Source organism: Bradyrhizobium sp. CB3481, assembly GCF_029714305.1.
In the GTDB taxonomy this organism is placed as follows: Bacteria; Pseudomonadota; Alphaproteobacteria; order Rhizobiales; family Xanthobacteraceae; genus Bradyrhizobium.
The window spans coordinates 146,077-169,671 of record NZ_CP121647.1; the positions used below are offsets into that span (position 1 = coordinate 146,077).

The 23,595-nt window shown below is 64.3% G+C and carries 25 protein-coding genes; 12 read left to right on the forward strand and 13 right to left on the reverse strand.

Annotated features, from left to right (window positions below; all coding sequences use genetic code 11):
- Positions 1-65 precede the first annotated feature (65 nt).
- Positions 66-857 (reverse strand): alpha/beta hydrolase, encoded by a 792-nt coding sequence (locus tag QA643_RS00675; protein WP_283031297.1) that lies wholly within the window; start codon positions 855-857, stop codon positions 66-68.
- A gap of 226 nt (positions 858-1,083) precedes the next feature.
- On the opposite strand from QA643_RS00675, the gene infC reads away from it, so the two are divergent.
- A complete protein-coding gene (gene infC / locus QA643_RS00680) occupies positions 1,084-1,623 on the forward strand; it encodes a translation initiation factor IF-3 (RefSeq protein ID WP_283035077.1) in 540 nt (179 codons plus the stop codon).
- 150 nt (positions 1,624-1,773) lie between these two features.
- Here infC and QA643_RS00685 read toward each other — a convergent pair whose 3' ends face one another.
- Positions 1,774-2,205, reverse strand: a complete 432-nt coding sequence (locus QA643_RS00685) for a hypothetical protein (RefSeq protein ID WP_283031298.1) — start codon at positions 2,203-2,205, stop codon at positions 1,774-1,776.
- A gap of 263 nt (positions 2,206-2,468) precedes the next feature.
- Here QA643_RS00685 and rpmI point away from each other — a divergent pair, with 263 nt between their 5' ends.
- The 6 genes from rpmI to QA643_RS00715 all read left to right on the forward strand — a co-directional run bounded on the left by rpmI (position 2,469) and on the right by QA643_RS00715 (position 8,246).
- The gene (gene rpmI / locus QA643_RS00690; RefSeq protein ID WP_008539890.1) at positions 2,469-2,669 is read left to right on the forward strand and encodes a 50S ribosomal protein L35; all 201 of its coding nucleotides are present in this window, start codon (positions 2,469-2,471) and stop codon (positions 2,667-2,669) included.
- 80 nt (positions 2,670-2,749) lie between these two features.
- Entirely contained in the window at positions 2,750-3,109 is a 360-nt protein-coding gene (rplT, locus tag QA643_RS00695; protein ID WP_171712761.1) for a 50S ribosomal protein L20, read from the forward strand.
- A gap of 190 nt (positions 3,110-3,299) precedes the next feature.
- Positions 3,300-4,382: a phenylalanine--tRNA ligase subunit alpha gene (gene pheS / locus QA643_RS00700; protein WP_283031299.1), complete on the forward strand. Its 1,083-nt coding sequence runs from the start codon at positions 3,300-3,302 to the stop codon at positions 4,380-4,382.
- 218 nt (positions 4,383-4,600) lie between these two features.
- Positions 4,601-5,035, forward strand: coding sequence for an endonuclease domain-containing protein (locus QA643_RS00705; RefSeq protein WP_283031300.1), 435 nt, complete (start codon positions 4,601-4,603; stop codon positions 5,033-5,035).
- Positions 5,032-7,485: a phenylalanine--tRNA ligase subunit beta gene (gene pheT, locus QA643_RS00710; protein ID WP_283031301.1), complete on the forward strand. Its 2,454-nt coding sequence runs from the start codon at positions 5,032-5,034 to the stop codon at positions 7,483-7,485. Before QA643_RS00705 ends, pheT begins: the two co-directional genes overlap by 4 nt.
- Complete coding sequence (locus QA643_RS00715; RefSeq protein ID WP_283031302.1) at positions 7,482-8,246, forward strand: sulfite exporter TauE/SafE family protein; 765 nt, start codon at positions 7,482-7,484, stop codon at positions 8,244-8,246. Before pheT ends, QA643_RS00715 begins: the two co-directional genes overlap by 4 nt.
- Before the next feature lie 10 nt (positions 8,247-8,256).
- On the opposite strand, the gene QA643_RS00720 is transcribed toward QA643_RS00715, so the two are convergent.
- Positions 8,257-9,657, reverse strand: a complete 1,401-nt coding sequence (locus tag QA643_RS00720; RefSeq protein ID WP_283031303.1) for an FAD-dependent oxidoreductase — start codon at positions 9,655-9,657, stop codon at positions 8,257-8,259.
- Between the two features lie 189 nt (positions 9,658-9,846).
- Here QA643_RS00720 and QA643_RS00725 point away from each other — a divergent pair, with 189 nt between their 5' ends.
- Complete coding sequence (locus QA643_RS00725) at positions 9,847-10,836, forward strand: YiiX/YebB-like N1pC/P60 family cysteine hydrolase (protein ID WP_283031304.1); 990 nt, start codon at positions 9,847-9,849, stop codon at positions 10,834-10,836.
- Between the two features lie 251 nt (positions 10,837-11,087).
- Here QA643_RS00725 and QA643_RS00730 read toward each other — a convergent pair whose 3' ends face one another.
- Positions 11,088-11,363, reverse strand: coding sequence for a metal-sensitive transcriptional regulator (locus tag QA643_RS00730; protein ID WP_283031305.1), 276 nt, complete (start codon positions 11,361-11,363; stop codon positions 11,088-11,090).
- Positions 11,364-11,413: 50 nt separating this feature from the next.
- Between QA643_RS00730 and QA643_RS00735 the strand changes: the two genes are divergently transcribed.
- A complete protein-coding gene (locus QA643_RS00735) occupies positions 11,414-13,807 on the forward strand; it encodes a heavy metal translocating P-type ATPase (RefSeq protein ID WP_283031306.1) in 2,394 nt (797 codons plus the stop codon).
- 141 nt (positions 13,808-13,948) lie between these two features.
- Here the strand turns inward: QA643_RS00735 and QA643_RS00740 are convergent, their stop codons facing one another.
- Positions 13,949-14,893 carry a hydroxymethylglutaryl-CoA lyase gene (locus tag QA643_RS00740; protein WP_283031307.1) on the reverse strand — a complete coding sequence of 315 codons (945 nt, stop codon included), beginning with the start codon at positions 14,891-14,893 and terminating at the stop codon, positions 13,949-13,951.
- A gap of 119 nt (positions 14,894-15,012) precedes the next feature.
- Here QA643_RS00740 and QA643_RS00745 point away from each other — a divergent pair, with 119 nt between their 5' ends.
- Entirely contained in the window at positions 15,013-15,759 is a 747-nt protein-coding gene (locus QA643_RS00745; RefSeq protein ID WP_283031308.1) for a sulfate transporter family protein, read from the forward strand.
- A gap of 123 nt (positions 15,760-15,882) precedes the next feature.
- Here QA643_RS00745 and nth read toward each other — a convergent pair whose 3' ends face one another.
- Positions 15,883-16,656 (reverse strand): endonuclease III, encoded by a 774-nt coding sequence (nth, locus tag QA643_RS00750; protein ID WP_283035078.1) that lies wholly within the window; start codon positions 16,654-16,656, stop codon positions 15,883-15,885.
- 22 nt (positions 16,657-16,678) lie between these two features.
- Here nth and QA643_RS00755 point away from each other — a divergent pair, with 22 nt between their 5' ends.
- Both QA643_RS00755 and QA643_RS00760 read left to right on the forward strand, forming a co-directional pair.
- A complete protein-coding gene (locus QA643_RS00755; RefSeq protein ID WP_283031309.1) occupies positions 16,679-17,200 on the forward strand; it encodes a DUF2244 domain-containing protein in 522 nt (173 codons plus the stop codon).
- A gap of 112 nt (positions 17,201-17,312) precedes the next feature.
- Positions 17,313-18,209 (forward strand): bifunctional helix-turn-helix domain-containing protein/methylated-DNA--[protein]-cysteine S-methyltransferase, encoded by an 897-nt coding sequence (locus QA643_RS00760; RefSeq protein WP_283035079.1) that lies wholly within the window; start codon positions 17,313-17,315, stop codon positions 18,207-18,209.
- 111 nt (positions 18,210-18,320) lie between these two features.
- Here the strand turns inward: QA643_RS00760 and QA643_RS00765 are convergent, their stop codons facing one another.
- From QA643_RS00765 to dnaJ, 7 genes are all read right to left on the reverse strand, one after another.
- Complete coding sequence (locus QA643_RS00765; protein WP_283031310.1) at positions 18,321-18,944, reverse strand: 2,3-bisphosphoglycerate-dependent phosphoglycerate mutase; 624 nt, start codon at positions 18,942-18,944, stop codon at positions 18,321-18,323.
- Positions 18,945-18,970: 26 nt separating this feature from the next.
- Positions 18,971-19,786 carry a 4-hydroxy-tetrahydrodipicolinate reductase gene (gene dapB / locus QA643_RS00770; protein WP_283031311.1) on the reverse strand — a complete coding sequence of 272 codons (816 nt, stop codon included), beginning with the start codon at positions 19,784-19,786 and terminating at the stop codon, positions 18,971-18,973.
- A gap of 140 nt (positions 19,787-19,926) precedes the next feature.
- On the reverse strand, positions 19,927-20,229 hold the full coding sequence (locus tag QA643_RS00775; protein ID WP_283031312.1) for a DUF1330 domain-containing protein: 303 nt from the start codon (positions 20,227-20,229) through the stop codon (positions 19,927-19,929).
- Between the two features lie 32 nt (positions 20,230-20,261).
- Entirely contained in the window at positions 20,262-20,972 is a 711-nt protein-coding gene (gene pyrF, locus QA643_RS00780) for an orotidine-5'-phosphate decarboxylase (RefSeq protein ID WP_283031313.1), read from the reverse strand.
- A gap of 6 nt (positions 20,973-20,978) precedes the next feature.
- Positions 20,979-21,557, reverse strand: coding sequence for an NAD(P)H-dependent oxidoreductase (locus QA643_RS00785; RefSeq protein WP_283031314.1), 579 nt, complete (start codon positions 21,555-21,557; stop codon positions 20,979-20,981).
- Between the two features lie 49 nt (positions 21,558-21,606).
- Positions 21,607-22,206: an rRNA adenine N-6-methyltransferase family protein gene (locus QA643_RS00790; protein WP_283031315.1), complete on the reverse strand. Its 600-nt coding sequence runs from the start codon at positions 22,204-22,206 to the stop codon at positions 21,607-21,609.
- Positions 22,207-22,407: 201 nt separating this feature from the next.
- The gene (gene dnaJ / locus QA643_RS00795) at positions 22,408-23,538 is read right to left on the reverse strand and encodes a molecular chaperone DnaJ (RefSeq protein WP_283031316.1); all 1,131 of its coding nucleotides are present in this window, start codon (positions 23,536-23,538) and stop codon (positions 22,408-22,410) included.
- Between the last annotated feature and the right edge of the window lie 57 nt (positions 23,539-23,595).

A 23,595-nucleotide genomic window follows, 5' to 3' on the forward strand; every position in this document is an offset into this window, starting at 1 on the left:
CCGCGGCGTACTGGATCGTCCGCCTTCGCCTTCGCGGACGATGACAGCGCCAGCGAGGCAATAATTCACCCCATCTCCGCGACGGCGGCCATAATGCGCGCGATGTCCTGCGGGCGCGACAGGCGGTGGTCGCCGTCCTGGATCATGGTCAGCACGACATCTTCGGCGGGCAGCCGGTGCGCCAGCGCAAAGGCGTGCTGCCAGGGCACGTCGGGGTCCTGCGCGCCCTGCAGGATGCGGACCGGGCAGCCGACCTCGATGGCACTGCCGAGCAGCAAATGATTGCGCCCCTCCTCGATCAGCGCGCGGGTGATCGGGTAGGGCGTGCCGTCGCCATATTCGGAGGGGCGCATCCACACGCCCTTGGTCCTGATCTCCTCGCGGATCTCGTCGGAGAAGCTGTTCCACATCAATTGCTCGGTGAAGTCGGGCGCCGGCGCGATCAGCACGAGGCCGGCAAGCGATGCGGCCATCTGCCGCTTGGCGATTTCCCGCGCGAGCAGCAGCGCCATCCAGCCGCCCATCGACGAGCCGATCACGACCTGCGGGCCCTTCGCGAACTGCTCGAAGACCGCAACGGCCTCTTCCAGCCAGCGGCCGATCGTGCCGTCGATGAAGGCGCCGCCTGATTCGCCGTGGCCGGAATAATCGAACCTAATACAGGCGCGGCCACGTTCCCCGGCGAAGGCATCCAGCGCCAGGGCCTTGGTGCCCCGCATGTCGGAATTGAAGCCGCCGAGCCAGAACAGCCCCGGCGAGCTGCCCGGGCGGGCGCGTACCGCGATCCCGCGGCGCCCCTCGCCCTCTCCGACCTCAATAAAGGCCGGTTCCTGGTCGATATCAGCGGAATTGGTCATGGATAGCTCACCCTTATCGGCTGCTTTTGTCGGCGAGGCCGCTTCACCGGTCAAGCGCGGCGGCCCGGCGCTTGCGGATCGGGCGGCCGCGCTATATTTGCCGGACGTAACCGAAACGCCTCGCATTTGACGGTTTTCGGGCGCAGATGTCAGTGAGTTCGCTTGCTGTTATCAGCGTATTGCTTCAAACTACGCGCCTTCCTTTCACAACTTTGGAGAACTACCCATTCGCCGTCCCAACAGAGCCCCGCCCGCTGCAACCAAAGACGGGCCGCGCACCAATGATGATATCCGCAACGCGCAGATCCAGCTGATCGATCAGAATGGCATCAACCACGGAACGATCGAGACCGTGGTCGCCATCAAGATGGCCCTTGAGGCGGGCATGGATCTCGTCGAGATTTCGCCGAACAACAATCCTCCCGTTTGCAAGATTATGGACTACGGGAAGTTCAAGTATTCGGCGCAGAAGAAAGCCGCCGAGGCGCGCAAGAAGCAGAAGATCGTCGAGATCAAGGAGATCAAGCTGCGGCCGATGATCGACGATCACGACTATGACGTGAAGATGCGAGCGATGCAGCGGTTCTTCGAGGAAGGCGACAAGGTCAAGATCACCTTGCGCTACCGCGGCCGTGAGATGGCGCATCAGGAGATCGGCACCAAGCTATTGGACAAGGTGAAGGCGGATGTCGCCGAAATCGCCAAGGTCGAGCAGGATGCCAAGTTCGAGGGACGCCAGGTCGTGATGGTGCTGGCGCCGCGTTGATCTGCGTCGCAGCCCACTCGTCGTCCCCGCGAACGCGGGGACCCATAACCACCGAAGGTTATTGCTAGCAAAAAGCGTCTCCCATCCTGCCCGGATGGGAGAGCACGGCGCATGGGTCCCTGCGTTCGCAGGGACGACGCCAGTGAGCGCTCAGCTCCGCGTCGCCTGCCAGGTGCCGCTGCAGTAGTCACCGGTGATGAGGCCGCGCCACGAGCCTGCGCCGTAGCTGCCAACAAGCCGGCCGCCGCCGCTGGCGTGGGATGCCCCGACCGAAACCCTGACGGCAACCATACCGGCGCGACTGACCGATCCCGAAACCCTGCCGCCGCCGGCCGATGAAACCCGGCCGCCGATGACAGTGAAGGGAACGCTGAGGCCTGAACTGCAATTGCCCCGCGTGGTGGCGAAGACAACGTTCCAGATGCCATCATAGGCGCGGAGTACCCTGGCTCCCCTCGGCGCGGCTTCGGCGGTAACAGGGGCCGCCACGGCAACCAGCACGGCGAAAACGGGAAACCAGCGCGCGGTGCGAACGCCGGTAGAAGCTCGAAAACTGGCAATCGATCGCCGAAAATGGGTCATTGTTCCTGCTCCGGGCCGGGATGTTAATGACATCACGGGTAGGTAGCTGGAGCGCTTTCGCCGGTTCATCATTGCCATTTGGCGCATCCTCTGCCATAAGCCCGACCTTCATCGCCCGGCTGATCAAGGGCTGCCGTGTCGATGTCCGTGCGGGTTGCCTCGAAGCTTGAGGAAAACCTGAGCACTTTCAACGCTCTAACGAGCATTTTAGCCGGCAGAAGCGCCCCTCGGGGCGCGTTTTTCTGCGGCCATAGGAGAGCCAAATGCCCAAGCTGAAGACCAAGTCAGGCGCCAAAAAGCGCTTCAAGGTGACTGCCACCGGCAAAGTGATGCACGCCCAGCGCGGCAAGCGCCACGGCATGATCAAGCGGACGAAGAAGCAGATCCGTCAGCTCCGCGGCACCCGCGTGCTGTTCAAGACCGACGGCGACAACGTCAAGAAGTACTTCTTGCCGAACGCGTAAAACCGCGCGTTTCCGCCCATCACAGCCGAGCCGCGCCCGCGCGGCGCTTCCGTCACTTCATCTGATCAAGGATTTAAGTCATGTCTCGCGTCAAACGCGGTGTGACCGCCCACGCCAAGCACAAGAAAGTCTACAAGGCCGCCAAGGGTTATTACGGCCGCCGCAAGAACACGATCCGCATCGCCAAGCAGGCCGTCGAGAAGGCCGGCCAGTATGCGTTCCGCGACCGCAAGCGCAAGAAGCGCACCTTCCGCGCGCTGTGGATCCAGCGCCTGAACGCAGCCGTGCGCCCGTTCGGCATGACCTACAGCGTCTTCATCAACGGCCTGTCGAAGTCGGGCATCACGGTGGACCGCAAGGTGCTGTCGGATCTCGCCATCAACGAGCCGGCGGCGTTCCAGGCGATCGCCGAGAAGGCCAAGGCCGCGCTCGCGGCCTGATCCATCGTCGCTACGGCGTCTTGCAATCCGGTGTCATGCCCCGCCTTGTGCGCAATTGCGCACCGGGGGCGGGGCATCCAGTAACCACCGACCTACATATTGCCTCCGGGGTTACTGGAATCATCCGCTGCGGCGGGTGACACAGTCCCGTGCGGACTTGCGAGCACGCGATCTCCAAAGGTGCTCGTCCATGTCCGACCTCGCAACGCTTGAAAAATCCATCCTCGAGCAGATCGCCGGCGCCGGCGACGAAGCGGCGCTGGAAGCCGTTCGCGTCGCCGCGCTCGGCAAGAAGGGCTCGATCTCCGCGCTGCTCGCGACCCTCGGCAAGATGTCGCCGGACGAGCGCAAGACGCAGGGCGCTGCCATCAATCTGGCCAAGGACAACGTGACCCAGGCGCTCGCCGCCCGGCGCGATATTCTCAAGTCCGCCGCGCTCGATGCCCGTCTCGCTTCCGAGACCATCGACGTCACGCTACCGCTGCGTGAGGCGCCCGCAGAGACTGGCCGTATCCATCCGCTGAGCCAGGTCTTCGAGGAGGTCAACACGATCTTCGCCGACATGGGATTTGCGATCGCCGAAGGTCCTGACATCGAGACCGACGACTACAACTTCACCAAGCTGAATTTCCCGGAAGGCCACCCGGCGCGGGAAATGCACGACACGTTTTTCTTCAACCCGAAGGAAGACGGTTCGCGCATGCTGTTGCGCACGCATACCTCGCCGGTGCAGGTGCGCACGATGCTGAGCCAAAAGCCGCCGATCCGCGTGGTGTGCCCGGGCCGCACCTATCGCATCGATTCCGACGCAACCCATACGCCGCAGTTCCATCAGGTCGAGGGCCTCGTCATCGACAAGGGCTCGCATCTCGGCCACCTCAAATGGATCCTGCACGAGTTCTGCAAGGCGTTCTTCGAGGTCGAGCACATCAACATGCGGTTCCGGCCGTCGTTCTTCCCGTTCACCGAGCCCTCGCTCGAGGTCGACATCCAGTGTCGCCGCGACAAGGGCGAGATCCGTTTCGGCGAGGGCGAGGACTGGCTCGAAATTCTCGGCTGCGGCATGGTGCATCCGAACGTGCTGCGCGCCTGCGATATCGATCCCGACGTCTACCAGGGCTTTGCCTGGGGCATGGGCCTCGACCGCATCGCGATGCTGAAATACGGCATCGCCGACTTGCGGCAATTGTTCGAGAACGACGTGCGCTGGCTCAATCACTACGGCTTCAAGCCGCTCGACGTCCCGACGCTCGCCGGGGGATTGAGCACGTGAGCCTCGTCGAGACCGCCGTTGCGGAGAGAGCCCCCACCCTAACCCTCCCCCGCAAGCGGGAGAGGGAACGGACCGCGCTCGCGGCTACCACAGTTGCTCACGGTAGCCTTGCAGGATTCCACGAGGATACGCTTACCCTCACGGCTCGACGGCTCGAACTCCCTCTCCCGCTTGCGGGGGAGGGTTGGGGTGGGGGTCTCTCCGCATCGGAGGTATCAATGGTCGATCCGGAACATCCTGACTGGAAGGTTTCCGACAGGCTGCGCACCAATGCACGCGCGCTTCGAAAGAACTCGACGGATGCAGAAAGAATTCTCTGGTCAGAGCTCCGCGGTCATCGCCTGAACGGCGCCAGCTTCCGCCGCCAAGTCCCCATTAAGAACTACATCGCCGACTTCGTCTGTCACGCCGCAAAGCTGGTGATCGAACTCGATGGCGGCCAGCATTTTTCCGATCAAGCCGAGCAGGCCGATACTGTCCGCTCGGCGATAATCGAAGCCCAAGGCTTCAGGGTTCTTCGTTTCAGCAATCTCGATGTGATGAAAAATCGCGAAGGCGTCCTTGAGACAATCGCCGCTGCCGTTGCGGAGAGAGCCCCCACCCTGGCCCTCCCCCGCGAGCGGGAGAGGGAACAAGAGAAACCATCGTCATGAAATTCACGCTCTCCTGGCTGAAGGAACATCTCGACACCGACGAGCCCTTGGAAAAGCTTGCGGACAAGCTGACCATGATCGGGCTCGAGGTCGAGAGCATCGAGGACAAGGCGAAGGCGCTTGCGCCGTTTTCGATCGCGCGGGTGATTTCCGCCGAGCAGCATCCGAATGCCGATCGCCTGCGCGTGTGCCTGGTCGATACCGGAGATGGCGGCGCCCCCGTACAGGTGGTCTGCGGCGCGCCGAATGCCCGCGCCGGGCTTATCAGCGTGTTCTCGCCGCCGGGGACCTTCATCCCCGGCAAGAACATCACGCTCGGCGTCGGCACCATCAGGGGCGTCGAGAGCCGCGGCATGCTCTGCTCGGCGGCCGAGCTGCAGATTTCCGAGGACCATGACGGCATCATGGAGCTGCCGGCGGACGCGCCGATCGGCAAACCCTACGCCGCCTGGGCCGGCCTCGGCGATCCCGTGATCGAAATCAACCTGACGCCGAACCGGCAGGACTGCACCGGTGTGCACGGCATCGCCCGCGACCTCTCCGCCGCCGACATGGGCAAGCTGATCGATCCAGGGATCAAGCCGATCAAGGGCGAATTCCCCTGCCCGGTGAAGGTCGCGGTGGAAGACGCGACGCTCTGCCCCGGCTTCGCGCTGCGGCTGGTGCGCGGCGTCAAGAACGGTCCGTCACCAGAATGGCTGCAGAAGCGGCTGACCTCGATCGGGCTGCGGCCGATCAATGCGCTGGTCGATATCACCAACTTCATGACCTACGACCGCGCCCGGCCGCTCCACGTGTTCGATGCGAAGAAGGTAACGGGCCATCTCACCGTTCGCCGCGCGAAAGAAGGCGAGAGCCTGCTGGCGCTCGACGGCCGCACCTACACGCTCGATCCCTCGATCTGCGTGATTGCGGACGAGCACGGCGTCGAATCGCTCGCCGGCATCATGGGCGGCGAGACCTCCGGCTGCGACGAGAACACGACCGACGTGCTGATCGAATCGGCGCTGTGGAACGAAATCAACATCGCGCAGACCGGGCGCAAGCTCGGCATCAATTCGGATGCGCGCTACCGCTTCGAGCGCGGTGTCGATCCAGCCTTCATGGTGCCGGGGCTGGAGCTTGCGACCAAGATGGTGATGGAGTTTTGCGGCGGCGCGCCGTCGGAGACCGTCGTCGTCGGCAACGCCTTCGGCGAAGACCGCATCATCGATTTCCCGCTGACCGAGGTGAAGCGCCTCGCCGGCATAGAGGTGCCCCTGGTCGAGATGCGGCGCATCCTCGGCCATCTCGGCTTCATGGTCGCCGGCAATGGTCCGGTGGTGAAGGTCGCCGTTCCCTCCTGGCGCACCGACGTGCACGGCAAGGCCGACATCGTCGAGGAGATCGTGCGCATCGTCGGCGTCGACAAGGTGCCGGAGACGCCGTTCGAGCGCGGCGAGGATGCCCGCAAACCGGTGCTGACCGCGATGCAGAACCGCACCCGCCGCGCCAAGCGCGCGCTGGCGGCGCGCGGCATGGTCGAGGCCGTGACCTGGTCGTTCATTTCCAAACCGCATGCTGAGATGTTCGATCGCGATCCGCCCAAAGCTTTGCCTGACCATGCGCTCGCTAACCGCCGCGGCCATCCCGAATTGGCGCTGGCCAATCCGATCGCGGCTGATATGTCCGATATGCGGCCAAGCCTGCTCCCCGGCCTCGTCACGGCAGCGCAGGCAAACATCAATCGTGGCGTTCCGGATCTGGCACTGTTCGAGGTCGGGCAGGTCTTTGCAGGCGACAGGCCGGGAGACCAACTGATTGCCGCCGCGGGCGTGCGCCACGGGTTTGCGTCTTCGAAGGGCATGGGCCGGCACTGGTCCGGCTCCGCCATGACCGACGCGCTCGATGCCAAGGCCGATGCGTTCGCGGTGCTCGCTGCCGCCGGCGCGCCAATGCAGGCGTTGCAGATCGTATCAGGCGGTGCGAGCTGGCTGCATCCGGGACGCTCCGGCACCATCCAGATCGGCCCGCAGAATGTGCTCGGCTATTTCGGCGAATTGCATCCGCGTGCGCTGGAGGCGCTCGGCGCCGACGGCCCGTTGGTGGCATTCGAGGTGATCCTCGACCGCATTCCCGATGCCAAGAAGAAGCCGACCCGCGCCAAGCCGCTGCTCGAGCTCTCTGCGTTCCAGCCGGTGTCGCGCGACTTCGCCTTCATCGTCGATCGCAGCGTCAAGGCCGGCGACATCGTCCGCGCCGCTCAGAGCGTCGACAAGAAGCTGATCACGGACGTCTCCGTGTTCGACGTCTATGAAGGCAAGGGCATCGATCCCGACAAGAAGTCGATCGCGATCGCCGTGATGATCCAGCCGCGCGAGAAGACCCTGACCGACCAGGAGATCGACGCGGTCGCCGCGAAGATCGTGGCCGAGGTGACGAAGAAGACCGGTGGCAGCTTGCGGGGATGAGTCAGCTCATTCCCGCTGACGTCAGCCTAAACGCAGCGATCGCGATCTGCACGGTCGCCTTCATCTCCGGAACGGCGCGGGGTTTTTCCGGCTTCGGCTCGGCGCTGATCTTCATGCCGCTGGCGAGCAGCATGGCCGCCCCTCGTCTGGTCGCCGCGCTGCTGTTGATTATCGATTTCGTCGCCGCCGCGCCGCTCTTGCCGAATGCGTGGCAAAAGGCCGATCGCAAGGCAACTGCGATCATCGTAGCCGGCGCGCTGATCGGCGTGCCGATCGGGACCTACTTGCTCAGCCGCCTCGAGCCGGTAACGACCCGCTGGATCATTTCCGTTTTCGTGTTCGCGCTGCTGCTGCTTCTGCTCTCCGGCTGGCGCTACCGCGGCAAGGACCATGCGTCGATTGCAGTCGGCATCGGTGGGCTCTCGGGCTTTTGCAGCGGCCTCGCCCAGACCGGCGGGCCGCCGATTGTCGGCTACTGGCTCGGCCGCCCGATTCCATCTGTCATTGCTCGCGCCAATATCGTGCTGTTCTTCGGCGCATCGGACTTCTTCTCTGCCGTCAGCTATGCCGCGACCGGATTGATTACGCTTGACGCCATCAAGTTCGCGCTCGTGATCGGCCCGGTCTATGCCTGCGGCGTCTGGTTCGGCGCTTCGCTGTTCGGCAAGGCCAGCGAAACCGTGTTCCGCGCGATCTGCTATGCGCTGATTGCCGCGGCCGTGATCTTTGGATTGCCGGCGCTGGATGGCGTGCTGCGTTGATGGTGCGCCGTCAGTTGATCGGGGATCCCGCCCCACGCCGCCGCTGCTTCGTCGGCCGCGGCTCCGGCTCCGGCTCCTTCAACGCGCCGATCCGCCGTAGCGCTGCCTCCGCGGCGCGCTCGCCGCTCTCCCAGGCGCCGTCGATCGTCCCCCACAGCGTTTCATGGGTGGCCTCACCGGCGAGATAGAGGCAGCCAAACGGCTCGCTCAGGACCTTTCGCGAGGATTGCGCGCCGGCACCGGCCGCCGACATCGCCCCAAGCGCGAACGGCGCCGCGTTCCAGCGCGTCGCGCTCGATTTCTTTACCGCAGCGGCCGCCTCGCTGCCGAACAGTTTCGTCAGCCATTCCACGGCGAACGCCACCATGGCCTTCTCGCCCTGCGCGGACAGATCGCGGCCGAACGAGCCCCCGACATCGATCGTGCACAGCGACGAGCCGCCCATATTGGCGAAGATCAGCCCGGTTCTTGTCGAATCGCTCTTCTCGATGATGATGTCGTCGCGCGAAAGCCCGAACGGATTGCCCGGCATCTGCAGCGCGATCCGGTCATAGCTGCCGAGGCTAAGCTTCGAGGCGGCATCCAGTATTCTCTTCGGAATATCGGGTGCGAACTTGATGTTGCCCGCCGTCAGGACGTTGGTCGACACGGTGATGACGGCCGCGCGCGCGGCGATCCGCCCCGCGGGCGTTTCGACGCTGACATCGCGGTTGCTCCAGACGATACGCCCCGCCGGCGTCGATAGCGACAGCGGCAGCTGCTCGCCGAGCTTTGCGATCAGCGTGCCGAGCCCGGCGCGGCAGCCGATCGCGGTGTTGCGGTCCTGCGCGCGCGCCTTGTCGCCGACCGAGAGGTCCTTCAGATCCTTGCCCGCGAAACCCGCCCCGAGCACGAACTCAGCAGTGCCGGCCCAATCGCCGAGATCCTTCGGCAGCACCGAGGCGCAGGAGACGTCGAACCGCCGCGCAGCTTCGTCGATGGCGCGGTTGGCGCGCACCACGGCGGCCAGAAATTCCTCGGTTTCACCGGCGCGTGCATTGCGGCGGCCGATCCGGATCTTCTGCCCCGAAGGCGCGGTCGTGATCTCGAGGCCGGCGGCGCGCGCCAGCTTGATCATCGGATTTGTCTCGGGGTTGTGCATCCAGCGCGCGCCGCGGTCGAACGGCACCTCGAAGGTCGAGCTGTCGGTCTGGCATCGCCCGCCGATCTGGCTCGCAGCCTCCACCACGATCACTTTTCGGTTCGCCGCCATGATGCGCCGCGCCGCAGCAATGCCGGCCGCACCCGCGCCAATGACGACAATGTCGGCTTCCCGTGGCAAGGGCGCCGCTCCCGCGCGCTGCCCGTAAAAAGCCGGAGTCATCGCCAAGCCTGCGGACGCCGACAGAAAAGTGCGGCGGGTCAATGTCATGTCATGGTTTCCGAGGCCTGAAGAAGCCGAGAACAGCTCGCGAACTGTGCCGCATCTCACGGCGAGCGGCAACACTCATGGTAAATCAATCATCGTTGATCCCTTTGCCGCATGAACTAAATTGAAACGGCTTGCGACCATGATAAGGAAACAAAAAAAGCGGAAGAAAAGCCGCTCTGGGGGAGTTTCATGGGCGTAATGCTCGACACCATCGGCCAGTTGATTGCCGGCTACCTGCAAAAGGAAGTGCCGGGCTACGAGCCGTTTACGCCCAGCGATCCCGAGCACCTGCGCGGCGTCATCGCCGCCGGCGACGTCCTGCTGGTCGAGGGCAACAACCGCATTTCCGGCATCATCAAATATCTCACGCAATCCACCTGGTCGCACGCCGCGCTCTATGTCGGCCCGATCGACGGCGCCAGCGAGGCGGATGGCGAACCGCATGTGCTGATCGAGGCCAATATCGGCGAAGGCGTCACCTCGGCGCCGCTGTCGAAATATTTTCCCTATCACACCCGGCTCTGCCGCCCGATCGGCCTGTCCTACGAGGACCGCACCACCGTGTGCCGCTACGCTATCAACCGAATCGGCTTCGGCTACGACACCAAGAACATCGTTGACCTCATGCGCTACCTGATCCCGCTGCCGGTGCCGCAGCGCTGGCGGCGGCGCATGATCGCGTTCGGCTCGGGCGATCCCACCAAGATGATCTGCTCGGCCCTGATCGCGCAGGCGTTCGACGCCGTGCGCTACCCGATCCTGCCCAAGATCACCCGCGCGGCCACGCGAAAGGCCAGGCGCGAGATCCTGCATATTCGCGATTCCTCGCTCTACATGCCGCGCGATTTCGACATCTCGCCCTATTTCGAAATCGTCAAACCCACCATCGTGCACGGCTTCGATTACACGGCCTTGCACTGGGCCGACAAGCAGAAGCCGCTCGCGGAGGTAGCGGGCGAATTCGGTGTGTTTCCAGAGGTCAAGTCGCCGCCGCTTGTTCCTGAAGAGATTGACCAAGAAGCGCCGCTTCCGGCTGAAGAAGTGAGCGAGGAAGTGACGATCGAAGCCACGATGATCGAGCGTGTAACCGTGTCTGAACATTATCTCGCGGTCGAATACGTTGCCGTCCGCCCGCCCGATCGTCGCATGAAGCCGCGGATGCCGGAGACGATGGTTTAGTCGCGAATCCGAGGAGTGGGCAAAGCGCCGCGCGCCTACATTTGTCAGACCCCATCCTGAGGAGGCGCGGAGCGCCGTCTCGAAGGATGAATGGCACCAGCGGGGCCTCGTGGTTCGAGACGGCGCTACGCGCCTCCTCACCATGAGGGTCGGATATCGCCACGCATGGCCGCTAAAATCTCCGGCGTCAATCTCACCGTCAACGGCTCCGCGGCATGGCGATCGGCAACGCCGCCGTTTTTCAGCCGCGATTACCGGTCCGCGCGCCCGATCACGGCCATCAGCTCGGCGATCTTCTCGCGCTGGTCGGTCTTGTTGCCGCTGGTGATTGCATGCTCGACGCAATGCGCGACGTGATCGCGCAGCACTTCCTCCTCGACCCGGCGCAACGCAGCCCGCACGGCGGAAATCTGCGTGACGATATCGATGCAGTAGCGATCCTCTTCAACCATTTTTGAGAGACCGCGAACCTGCCCTTCGATCCGGCTGAGACGTTTCTGACAAGATGCCTTGATGTCTTTTCGCATGCAGCCTATATACCCCTACAGGGTATAGGTTTCAAGTGGCGGAGCGACCGATGAATAAGAATGAAAACGCCGGGCGGAACGGCGCGTCGAACAGCGGCTGCTGCGGTGGCCACCGCCATGCTGGCCATGATCACGGTCACCACGCCCACACCACGGTAACCGTGCGCGATCCCGTCTGCGGCATGACGGTCGATCCCGCGACCAGCAAGCATCGTTTCGATTACAAGGGCGAGATCTTCCATTTCTGCTCGGCCGGCTGCCGTACCAAGTTTGCCGCCGATCCCCTCGCCTATCTGGAAAAGGACAAGCGGCCGAAGCCTGCGGTGCCGGAAGGCACGATCTACACCTGCCCGATGCATCCGGAGATCCGCCAGGTCGGGCCCGGAAGCTGCCCGATCTGCGGCATGGCGCTGGAGCCCGAGGTCGCGAGCCTTGATGCGCCGCCCAATCCTGAACTTGCCGACATGACGCGCCGGTTCTGGATCGGCCTCGTGCTGGCGCTGCCCGCGGTTGTGCTCGAAATGGGCGGCCATCTCGTCGGCGGCCATGGTTGGGTCGATCAGGCCCTGTCGAACTGGATTCAATTTGCATTTGCCACGCCCGTCGTGCTCTGGGCCGGCTGGCCGTTCTTTGTGCGCGGCTGGCAGTCGCTGGTGACGCGCAATCTCAACATGTTCACGCTGATCGCGATGGGCACCGGCGTCGCCTACATCTACAGCGTCATCGGCACGGTTGCGCCCGGCATTTTCCCGGACACTTTCCGCAGCCATGGCGGTGCGGTAGCGGTCTATTTCGAAGCCGCTGCCGTGATCACCGTGCTGGTGCTGCTGGGACAGGTGCTGGAGCTGCGCGCGCGCGAGGCGACCTCAGGTGCGATCAAGGCGCTGCTGCAGCTCGCACCGAAGACGGCGCGCCGGATCGGCGACGACGGCACCGATCATGAGGTCGAAATCGACGCGCTTGCCGCCGGCGACCGATTGCGCGTGCGGCCGGGCGAGAAGGTGCCGGTCGACGGCGTCATCCTCGAGGGCCGGTCCTCGCTCGATGAATCGCTGGTCACGGGCGAATCGATGCCTGTTACCAAGGAGGTCGGCAGCAAGGTCATCGCGGGCACGCTGAACCAATCCGGCGGCTTCGTGATGCGCGCCGAAAAGGTCGGGCGCGACACGCTGCTTTCCCAGATCGTCAAGATGGTGGCGGACGCGCAGCGCTCCCGCGCGCCGATCCAGCGGCTGGCCGATCAGGTGTCCGGCTGGTTCGTGCCGATCGTTATCGTCGTGGCGCTGGTCGCGTTCGGCGCCTGGGCCTTTTTCGGACCCGAACCGCGGATGGCATTCGGCCTCGTCGCCGCCGTCAGCGTGCTCATCATCGCCTGCCCCTGCGCGCTCGGCCTTGCCACGCCGATGTCGATCATGGTCGGCGTCGGGCGCGGCGCGCAGGCCGGCGTGCTGATCAAGAACGCCGAAGCGCTCGAGCGCATGGAGAAGGTCAATACGCTGGTCGTCGACAAGACGGGAACGCTGACCGAGGGCAAGCCGAAGGTGGTGGCCATCGTGCCCGGCGCCGGCTTCGATGAAACCGAGATTCTGCGGCTGGCGGCGACCGTTGAACGCGCCAGCGAGCATCCGCTGGCCGACGCCATCGTGCGCGCGGCCAGCGAACGCAAGCTTGATCTCGGCAAGGTCGAGGCATTCGACTCGCCGACCGGCAAGGGCGCCACTGGCAAGGTGGACGGCAAGACCATCGTGCTTGGCAATGCGAACTTCCTGAAAGCGCTCGGCATCGACGCGCAGGCGCTGAACGACCAGGGCGAACGTTTGCGCGGCGAGGGCGCGACCGTGATCAACATGGCCGTCGATGGCAGGCTGGCCGGCCTGTTCGCGATCGCCGACCCGGTCAAGGCGTCGACGCCGGAGGCGCTGAAGGCGTTGGCGGCGGACGGCATCAAGGTCATCATGCTGACCGGCGACAACCGGACCACGGCGAATGCCGTCGCGAAAAACCTCGGCATATCGGATGTCGAAGCGGAGGTGTTGCCGGATCAGAAGAGCGCGGTGGTGGCAAAGCTGCAAAAGGCCGGAAAAATCGTCGCGATGGCCGGCGACGGCGTCAACGATGCGCCGGCGCTCGCCGCGGCTGAGGTCGGCATCGCCATGGGCACTGGCACTGATGTGGCGATGGAAAGCGCCGGGATCACGCTGCTGAAGGGCGACCTTATCGGCATCGTCCGCGCCCGCCGCCTATCGCAAGCGACGATGAGCAACATAAGGCAGAACCTGTTCTTCGCCTTCATCTACAATGCCGGCGGCATTCCGATTGCGGCCGGCATTCTCTACCCGACGTTCGGCCTGCTGCTGTCGCCGATCATCGCCGCGGCGGCGATGGCGCTGTCATCGGTCAGCGTCGTCGGCAACGCGTTGCGGCTGCGGCTGACGCGGCTGTAGTTGCGCCTGAAAGGCTTCCTCGGAAGGTGAACCGAATGAGGTCGTCATGCCCGGGCTTGTCCCGGGCATCCACGTCTTGGCGAACCATCAGCAAGAAAGACGTGGATGGCCGGGACAAGCCCGGCCATGACGAAAGTCAGTTCACGCCGCTTCCGCTCGCCCCCGCGGCAAGCCTGCCCGCGCGAGGCCGCCATACAGCGCCTCGCCGGGCATTTCCGATTTCAGGATCTCGCGCACCGAAATCAGTTTCTCGATATCGATACCGGTGGCAAATCCCTTGCTCTCGCACAGGAACACCAGATCCTCGAACACGACATTGCCGGTCGCGCCCGGCGCGAACGGGCAGCCGCCGAGGCCGCCGAGCGATCCGTCGAGCACGCGCGCGCCGGCATCGAGCGCGGCGGAAGCATTGGCAATGCCCATGCCGCGCGTGTCGTGCAGGTGAATGCAGATCGGCTTGTTGCCCGCAATCTTCACCGCGCCGGCGACGAGTTCGCCGACCTGCTTCGGCCCGGCATAGCCGACCGTATCGGCGATTGCGACCATGTCGACGCCGGCCTCGAACAGCTTTTCTGTCAATCGCAGCACTTCTTTCGGGTCCACCGCACCCACGATCGAACAGCCCAGCGCCATCGAGATCGCGGCGTTTACCACCGGCTTGTGCGCGCTGGCATCGCGCAACTCGCAGAGTCGCCGGACATTTGCGATGGCGGCGTCGCGCGAGCGGTTGGCGTTGGCCTGGCTGTGCTCCTCAGTCGCCGAAACCACCGTCGCCACTTCGGCGACGCCGGAGGCCAGCGCCTCGTTGGCACCGCGCTCGTTCAGCGTCAGCGCAATGCCACAGGCGCCGGGCAAGGATGCCACCGTCGCAATGATCTCGCGGACGTCGACGAATTGCGGAAAGGTCTTTGCCGGCAGGAACGAGCCGACCTCGAAGTGCCGCACGCCGGCGACGTATTCGTCCCGAATCCAGCGCTGCTTGGCTTCCGTCGACGGAAACGTCTTCACGAGTTGCAGGCCGTCGCGCAGCCCGACCTCGCGCAGCACGATCTTGCCGTCGGGATAGATTTCCTGGACACGGGTCATGGCCACGTCACTCCGCTGCTTTGACGACAGTCTTCTCTCCCCGGAGCCGGCAGGCTCTTGCCGAAGCCCTTGCACGTATCTACCTCTCGCAAGGGTTTCTTCACAAGGGTAGAACCGCCATGTTGGACGCCGCCGTCAAGGCGCTTTCGCAGATCCTGTCGCCGCCGATGCGCACCATCCTGTGGCGCTCGATCGGGCTGGCGCTGGTGCTGATCACGGTGCTGGCGATCGGCTTGCAGCGGCTGTTGAGCTGGTTTGCCGACTATGGCGAGGGCTGGGCAGAGGCGATGCTCGGGCCGGGCTTTCACACCTCGCTCCACGTCCTTTCCTGGATCATCTCGATCGCAGCCGGGCTTGGCGTCGTGCTCGGCGGCATCTTCCTGATGCCCGCGGTCACCTCGCTGATCGCGAGCGTGTTCGTCGACGACGTCGCCGACCATGTCGAGCGCGAACATTATCCGGCAGAGCGTCCGGGCCAAGCGCTGCCGCTCGGCATCGCGATCCCCGAGGGCATCAAGACAGCGCTGCTCACCATCCTGGTCTATCTGGTCGCGCTGCCCTTCGTGCTGTTCGCCGGCGCAGGCTTTCTAATCTTCTTCATCGCCACCGCATGGCTGCTCGGCCGCGAATATTTCGAGCTCGCAGCGATGCGCTTCCGCTCACCGGCAGAGGCCAAGGCGATGCGCAAGGACAATGCGGCGACCGTCTTTACCGCAGGCCTCTTCATCGCGGCCTTCGTATCGATCCCGATCGTCAATCTGGCGACGCCGGTGTTCGGCATGGCCTTCATGGTCCACATGCACAAGCGGCTTTCCGGTCCGCGGCCGGAGCTGATCGAGCCGGCGAGGAAGATGCCGGTGGCGTGAGGCAGGCTGCTAATCCCGTCATTGCGAGCGGAGCGAAGCAATCCACGCCTCCGCACGGGGACAGATGAATTGCTTCGTCGCTTTGCTCCTCGCAATGACGGGGCTGGCAGTACTGCTCCGCCCTCACACCGTCTTCTCCGGCCAGCGGCAGAGATCGTTGATCAAACACACCTCGCAACGCGGCTTGCGCGCCAGGCAGGTGTAACGGCCGTGCAGGATCAGCCAATGGTGGGCATGCAGCATGAATTCCGGCGGGATCACTTTTTCCAGCCCGAGCTCGACCTCGAGCGGCGTATTGCCCGGAGCCAATCCCGTACGGTTGCCGACGCGGAAGACGTGGGTGTCCACCGCCATCGTGTGCTCGCCGTAGGCCATGTTGAGCACGACATTCGCGGTCTTGCGCCCGGCGCCGGGCAGCGTCTCGATTTCGGCGCGGGTGCGTGGCACCTCGCCGCCGAACTCGTCGATCAGTTTCTGCGATAGCGCGATGACGTTCTTGGATTTGTTGCGATAGAGCCCGATGGTCCTGATGTACTCGCGCACCTTCTCTTCGCCGAGCGCGAGCATCTTTTGCGGCGTGTCGGCGACCGCAAACAGCGCGCGGGTTGCTTTGTTGACGCCGGCGTCGGTCGCCTGCGCCGACAGCACGACCGCAACCAGCAGTGTATAGGGATTGAGATGCTCGAGCTCGCCCTTCGGCTCCGGATTGGCCTTGCGAAACCGGCTAAATGCCTCGTGGATCTCGGCCGCGCTCCACGGTTTTGGCTTGGCCGATTTCTTCGCCGCGCGCTTCGGCGGCGTCCTGGCAGCCTTCTTGGCAGCTTTCCTTGCTACTTTCTTCGGCACGGATGGAACGCCGGCTTTCCTGGCACCGATAGAGCGGATGATTTTGGCCATGATCGAGGTATACTGATACGCGATGACCGCAGGCAACGACTTTGATCCGACGCGCGACCAGCCGACACTTTTTTCGGCGCGGGTGACGCCGCATCGCTCGCTGAACCGCACCGGCTTTCTGGTGCTGATGGCCTTCATCGGCGCGGTCAGCTTCGTCGCCGGCATTGCCTTCTGGATGATGGGCGCCTGGCCGGTGCTCGGGTTTTTCGGCCTCGATGTGCTGGTGATCTACTGGGCGTTCCGGATCAATTTCCGCAGCGCTGACGCCATCGAGGACATCGTGGTGACGCCGTCGGAATTGCGGGTGCGGCGGGTCAGCCATCGCGGCCATCTGATCGAATGGTCGTTCAACCCGCTCTGGGTGCAGCTCGAGCAAACCGGCGATCCGGAATTCGGCATCGAGCACCTCTTCCTGGTCTCCCGCGGCCGCCGGGTCGCGATCGGCCATTTCCTCGGGCCCGACGAAAAGGCGAGTTTTGCCAAAGCCTTATTAGCGGCGTTGCAAACCGCCAAACGGGGGGTCACCTATAATCCGATCACATAGGTCGACACGTTTTCCTTACGCGGGGCCGGTTCCGCTTCGCTCGAAAACGCGACGTTGAGCCTTGTCAGAAATCGGGTGGTTTGGACCGCGCATGAGCCCTAAATCAGACCCCATGATGACACTTGCGATACATGACCAGAGCCTCGCCAAGCCCGGCTCCCAGAACGCTGCCCTGCGCGACTACGACTCGGTGCGCCGCGCCATCGCGTTCATTTCCGAGCATTGGCGCGCACAGCCGACTATCGAGGCGATGGCGGACGCCGCCGCGGTGACGCCGGATGAGCTGCACCATTTATTCCGCCGCTGGGCCGGGCTGACGCCAAAAGCCTTCATGCAGGCGCTGACGCTCGATCACGCCAAGGGTCTCTTGCGCGATTCCGCCAGTGTGCTCGATGCCGCGCTCGACTCCGGCCTGTCGGGCCCGGGCCGGCTGCATGATCTGTTTGTCACCCATGAAGCGATGTCGCCGGGCGAATGGAAGAACGGCGGCGCCGGCATGACGCTGCGCTACGGCTTTCACGCCTGCCCGTTCGGCACGGCGATCGTGATCGGCAGCGACCGCGGATTGGCGGGGCTCGCTTTTGCCGATCCCGGCGAGGAACTGGCGTCGTTTGCCGACATGAAACGGCGCTGGCCGAACGCCACCTATGTCGAGGACCACGATGGCACGGCCGGCCTCGCGCAGCGCATCTTCGACACCAGGCTGTGGCGGCCGGACCAGCCGCTCCGCGTGGTGCTGATCGGCACCGATTTCGAGGTGCGGGTGTGGGAGACGCTGCTGAAGATCCCGATGGGCCGCGCCGTCTGCTATTCCGATATTGCCAACAAGATCCAGAACCCGAAGGCCTCGCGCGCGGTCGGCGCCGCTGTCGGACGCAACCCGGTGTCGTTCGTGGTGCCCTGCCATCGCGCACTCGGCAAAGGCGGCACGCTGACTGGCTATCACTGGGGCATCACCCGCAAGCAGGCGATGCTCGGCTGGGAAGCCGGGCAGGTGGGATTGCATTGATTGCGAATGCAGTAGGGTGGGCAAAGGAGTGCCAGCGACGTCCCCACCACCTATCCCGATGACGGTTGAATGGTGGGCACGCTTCGCTTTGCCCACCCTACGGCTACGCGCCTACGCCGCGAGATCGAGCTTCTCCGCCACCGTCGAATCCGCATTGAGCCGGTAGATCACCGGAACGCCGGTGGCCAGTTCGCGCTTCAAAATCTGCTCGGGCGTCAGCTTCTCCAGCACCATGATCAGCGCGCGCAGCGAATTGCCGTGGGCGGCGACCAGCGTGCGCTGGCCGCGCAGCACGCCGGGCAGGATCTCCTTCACATAATACGGCAGCGCGCGCGCCAGCGTGTCCTTCAGGCTCTCGCCGCCGGGCGGCGGCACGTCGTAGGAGCGGCGCCAGATCAGCACCTGGTCCTCGCCCCACTTCTTGCGGGCATCATCCTTGTTGAGCCCGGACAGATCGCCATAGTCGCGTTCGTTGAGCGCCAGGTTCTTCGTCGTCGGCAGGCCGGTCTGGCCGATCTCCGCGAGCATCAGCTTGAGCGTATGCTGGGCGCGCGTCAGGTCGGAGGTGAAGGCGACATCGAACGTCAGCCCCTGTGCCTTCAGCTTGCGGCCGGCCTCTTTGGCTTCGGCGATGCCCATCTCGGTGAGGTCAGGGTCCTTCCAGCCCGTGAACAGGTTCTTCAAATTCCATTCGCTCTGCCCGTGACGCACGAGCACAAGAAGACGTTCGCTCATTGTGGGGATGTCCCGTTTTTCGGTTGCTAGAAGTCGGCAAGCCCGAGCACGTCGGCCATGGTGTAGAAGCCGGGTTTCTTGCCATGCGCCCAGAGCGCCGCCTTCAGCGCGCCGTGCGCAAAGATCATACGGTCCTCGGCGTGGTGCGAGAGCGTGATGCGCTCCGAGCTACCGGCGAAGATCACGCTGTGATCGCCGGTGACCGTGCCGCCGCGCAGCGAGGCAAAGCCAATATCGCCGGGCCGCCGCGCACCGGTATGACCGTCGCGACCGCGCGCGGAGCGGGCATGCAGGTCGACGCCACGGCCGGCGGCGGCGGCCTCGCCGAGCAGGAAGGCGGTGCCCGAGGGCGCGTCGATCTTGGCCTTGTGATGCATCTCGACGATTTCGATGTCGAAGCTTTCGTCGAGCGATTGCGCCACGCGCTTGACCAGCGCCGCAAGCAGGTTGACGCCGAGGCTCATATTGCCCGACTGCACCACCACCGCGCGCGAGGTGACGCTCTTGATCACGGCCATGTCGGACATCGACAGGCCGGTGGTTCCGATGATGTGCACGAGGCCGCGCTCGGCGGCGATCGCAACGTTGGCGATGGTGGCGGCCGGCACGGTAAAATCGACAATGCCGTCGGCATTGGCTGACAGCGCCCAGAGGTCGGCGGAGAGCTTGATGCCGTTTTCCGGCAGGCCGGCGAGCACGCCGGAATCCTTGCCCAGAAGTTCCGATCCCGGCGCTTCCAGCGCACCGGTCAACACGGCGCCCGGTGTCTCGGAAATGACGCGCACCAGCGCGCGGCCCATCCGGCCGCCGGCCCCCGCAACGATCAATCGCATATCGGCCATGGCTTCACCTCTTCACGCCCTATTAGCGGGATGAGGCCGTTCCGGCAACCGATCAGGTCACATACTCGTCATGGCCGTCCGATGGATGGGGCGTGGATGCCCGGGTCAAGCCCCGGCATGGGATTGAAGTCCATCCCTCCTTACGGTTGCGGGCCGTCATAGCCCTCGATGACAATCAGCTCGGCGATCGAGTGCGGCTGCCGCACCTTGATGTTGGCCTGGTATTCCGGTGAGTTGTAGCAGGCCAGCGCCTGCTCGTAGCTGTCAAACTCGATCACGACGTTGCGCGAGCGGCTTTGGCCCTCGACGGCGGTGAACTTGCCGCCGCGCACGACATACCGCCCGCCGAATTTCTTGAAGATCGCGAGATTGGCCGCCGCATAGGGCTTGTAACCTTCGTCATTGTTCACGTCGACGCGACCGATCCAGTATCCCTTGGCCATTCTCACTCTCCGTTTCTTGCTTCCAGTTCTTGCTATCCCAAGGCCTGCTTGATTTCGGCCTGGATGGCATCCGCCGCCGCCTTGGGATCGGCGGCTTCGGTGATCGGACGTCCGACCACCAGATAATCCGCACCGGCGGCAATGGCACGCGCCGGCGTCATGATACGCTTCTGGTCGCCGGTCGCTGATCCCGCCGGGCGAATGCCGGGGGTCACCAGGTTCATCTGGTGGCCGACGATCTTGCGCAAGCTAGCCGCCTCTTCGGGCGAACTGACGAGGCCGTCGACGCCGAGCACCTGCGCCTGCTGTGCGCGCGCCTCGACGAGATCGGAGACGTTGAGGCGATAGCCGGCGGCATGCAGGTCGCCATCGTCATAGGAGGTCAGCACGGTGACGGCGAGAATCTTCAAGCCGGAGCCGGCGCGCGCCTCGACCGCCGCCTTCATGGTCTGCGGGTAGGCGTGCACGGTGAGGAAGGTCGCACCAAGCTTCGCCACGCTCTCGACGCCGCGCGCCACCGTGTTGCCGATGTCGTGCAGCTTGAGATCGATGAAGACCTTCTTGCCGGATTTCGCCAGTTGCTGCGCCAGCGGCAGTCCGCCGGCATAGGCGAGCTGATAGCCGATCTTGTAGAAGCTGACGCTGTCGCCGAGCCGCGTGATCATTGCTTCCGCGTCCGCAACAGCGGGCAGGTCGAGCGCGACGATCAGGCGATCCTTCGCTGCGATATCGGCTGGCTGCATGTCACCTCACATCATGCGTTGGGAAACGTCGATCAACTGCCGCACCAGCGCTTTCAGCGCGTCGATATCGGCAGCATTCTTCAGATGGTCCATCTCGTCATAGGCGTCTTCGGCGAACGCCAGCGCGAGCTGGTTCGGAATCACCTGGGCATGGCAGGCCGAGAGGATCAGCCGCAGCGCCGCCAAGGCACGCGCGCCGCCGAGCCGGTTTCCTGAAGCGGCGGCGATCGCAAACACCTTGTCGCGGAACACCTGGCCGCGGGTCTCGTGCGGGTCCTGCACCCGGCTCACCCAATCGATGGTATTCTTCACCAGCGCCGGCACCGAGGAATTATATTCCGGCGTCACGATCAGCACGCCGTGATGGGCTGACATCATGCGCTTCAGATTGACCGCATGCTTCGGCACGCCGGATTTCGCCTGCAGGTCGCCGTCGTAGATCGGCAGCGGAAAGTCGCCGAGCGAGATGCGGGTGACCTCCGCGCCTTCCTTCACCAGGGCGTGCGCGGCCACCGCGGCCAGCTTCGCATTGAGCGAGCCTGATCGCAGCGATCCCGGGATCACGAGGATTTTCAGCGCGGACATCTATTGAAATCGCGTTCGGGATGGGCCCCGCGCGATAGCGCAAGGCGGCTCAGCCCTTGCGATACACCCAGACCCGGGCGGGCGGAAGGTTCATCCAGATCCGCTCGGAAGCTTCTGTGGACACGCCCGGCAGCGATTTCGGGATCGGCGGGGCGACCGAATAGGTAAATTGCACGAAGGGCGCGCCCGGCTCCAGCGCCGTGAAGGCGTCGCGGATCAGCTTCAGGCGGGTCAGCATCGGTTTTGTCACAAGCGGCAGGCCGGAGACCACGGCGGAGGCCGGCGCATCCAGCGCCTCGCCAAGCGAGTCGCGCAGCGCATAGGCGTCACCCTGCACCACCTTGGCCTGCGGGTAGCGGTCGCGCAGCAGCGCGCAAAAGCCCGGATTATATTCGACCAGCACCAGCCGCTTCTGGTCGACGCCATGCTCGATCAGCGCATTGGTGATCGCGCCGGTGCCGGGCCCGAGCTCGATCACCGGCCCTTCAGATTCGACGTCGACATATTGCGCCATGGTCCGGGCGAGCAGCTTGCTCGACGGCATCACCGCGCCCATGTGCAGCGGCTTTTCGATCCATGAACGGAGGAAGCGAACCTCATCGTCGAGACGAGGCTTCTTCAACGCACGCACGGACGATTGCAAAGGCATGTCGCTACCAGGCGGGACCCGCTTTGATGCGGGGATGTCAGAAAACAGTCATAAACACGTATAGGTCGACGGGGATACGGTCAAGCCAAACGGTAATGCGCCAGACCTGCCAAAGTGCCGGCGTTCCCGCGATAACACACTGTGCAAGCTGAATGAATCATGACTGGCGGGCGAGCATCGCACCTCGCCCGGCTGCGGTTCTCAGGAGGCGGCGCGGTTGCCGAAGAAGTCCTTGACCTTGGTGAAGAAGCCGGCCGCTTCCGGCTGGGTGGCGCCGGACGACAGTTTTTCGAACTCGGCGAGGAGTTCCTGTTGCTTCTTGGTCAGATTCTGCGGCGTTTCGACCACGACCTGGACATACATGTCGCCGGTCTGGCGCGAGCGGAGCACCGGCATGCCTTTTGATGCAATGCGGAAACGGCGGCCCGACTGCGTTCCGGCCGGCACCTTCACCTTGGTCTTGCCCTTTTCGATGGTCGGGACCTCGAATTCGCCGCCGAGCGCGGCCGCGACCATGGAGATCGGAACCCGGCAGTGCAGATCGGCGCCGTCGCGCTGGAAGAATTCGTGGGTGGCGAGCGAAAGGAAAATATAGAGGTCGCCGGGCGGGCCGCCGCGAATGCCAGCCTCGCCTTCGCCGGCGAGGCGAATGCGCGTGCCGTCCTCGACACCGGGGGGAATATTGACCGACAACGTGCGGTCGCGCGTCACGCGTCCTGATCCCGCGCAGTTCGGACAGGCATCTTCGATCATCTGACCGCGGCCCTGACAGCTCGGACAGGTGCGCTCCAGCGTGAAGAAGCCCTGGGCCTGGCGGACGCGGCCGGCGCCGCCGCAGGTCGAGCAGGTCTTCGGCTTGGTGCCGGCCTTGGCGCCGGTGCCCGAACAGGGCTCGCAGGTGACCGAGACCGGAATCTCGATCTGCGCGGTCTTGCCCTGGAACGCTTCCTCGAGCGTGATCTCCATGTTGTAGCGCAGGTCGGCGCCGCGCTCGCGACCGCCGCCGCGCCGCTGTCCGGCCATGCCGAACAGGTCTTCGAAAATATCCGAGAAGGAGGACGCGAAGCCGGCGCCGAAGCCGGGGCCGCCGCCGCCCATGCCCTGCTCGAACGCGGCATGGCCATAGCGGTCATAGGCGGCACGCTTCTCGCCGTCCTTCAGCACTTCATAGGCTTCGTTGATTTCCTTGAACTTCATTTCGCTGGTGGCATCGCCCGGATTCTTGTCCGGATGCCATTTCATCGCCAGCTTGCGGAAGGCGGACTTGAGCTTCGACTCGTCTGCGTTCCGCTCGACTTCCAGGGTTTCGTAATAGCAGCGCTTGGTGGACATCAGTCAAACCCGCCCGAAATTCGCCTTCATGCCGAAAGCACCAGCAATCGAAGATGC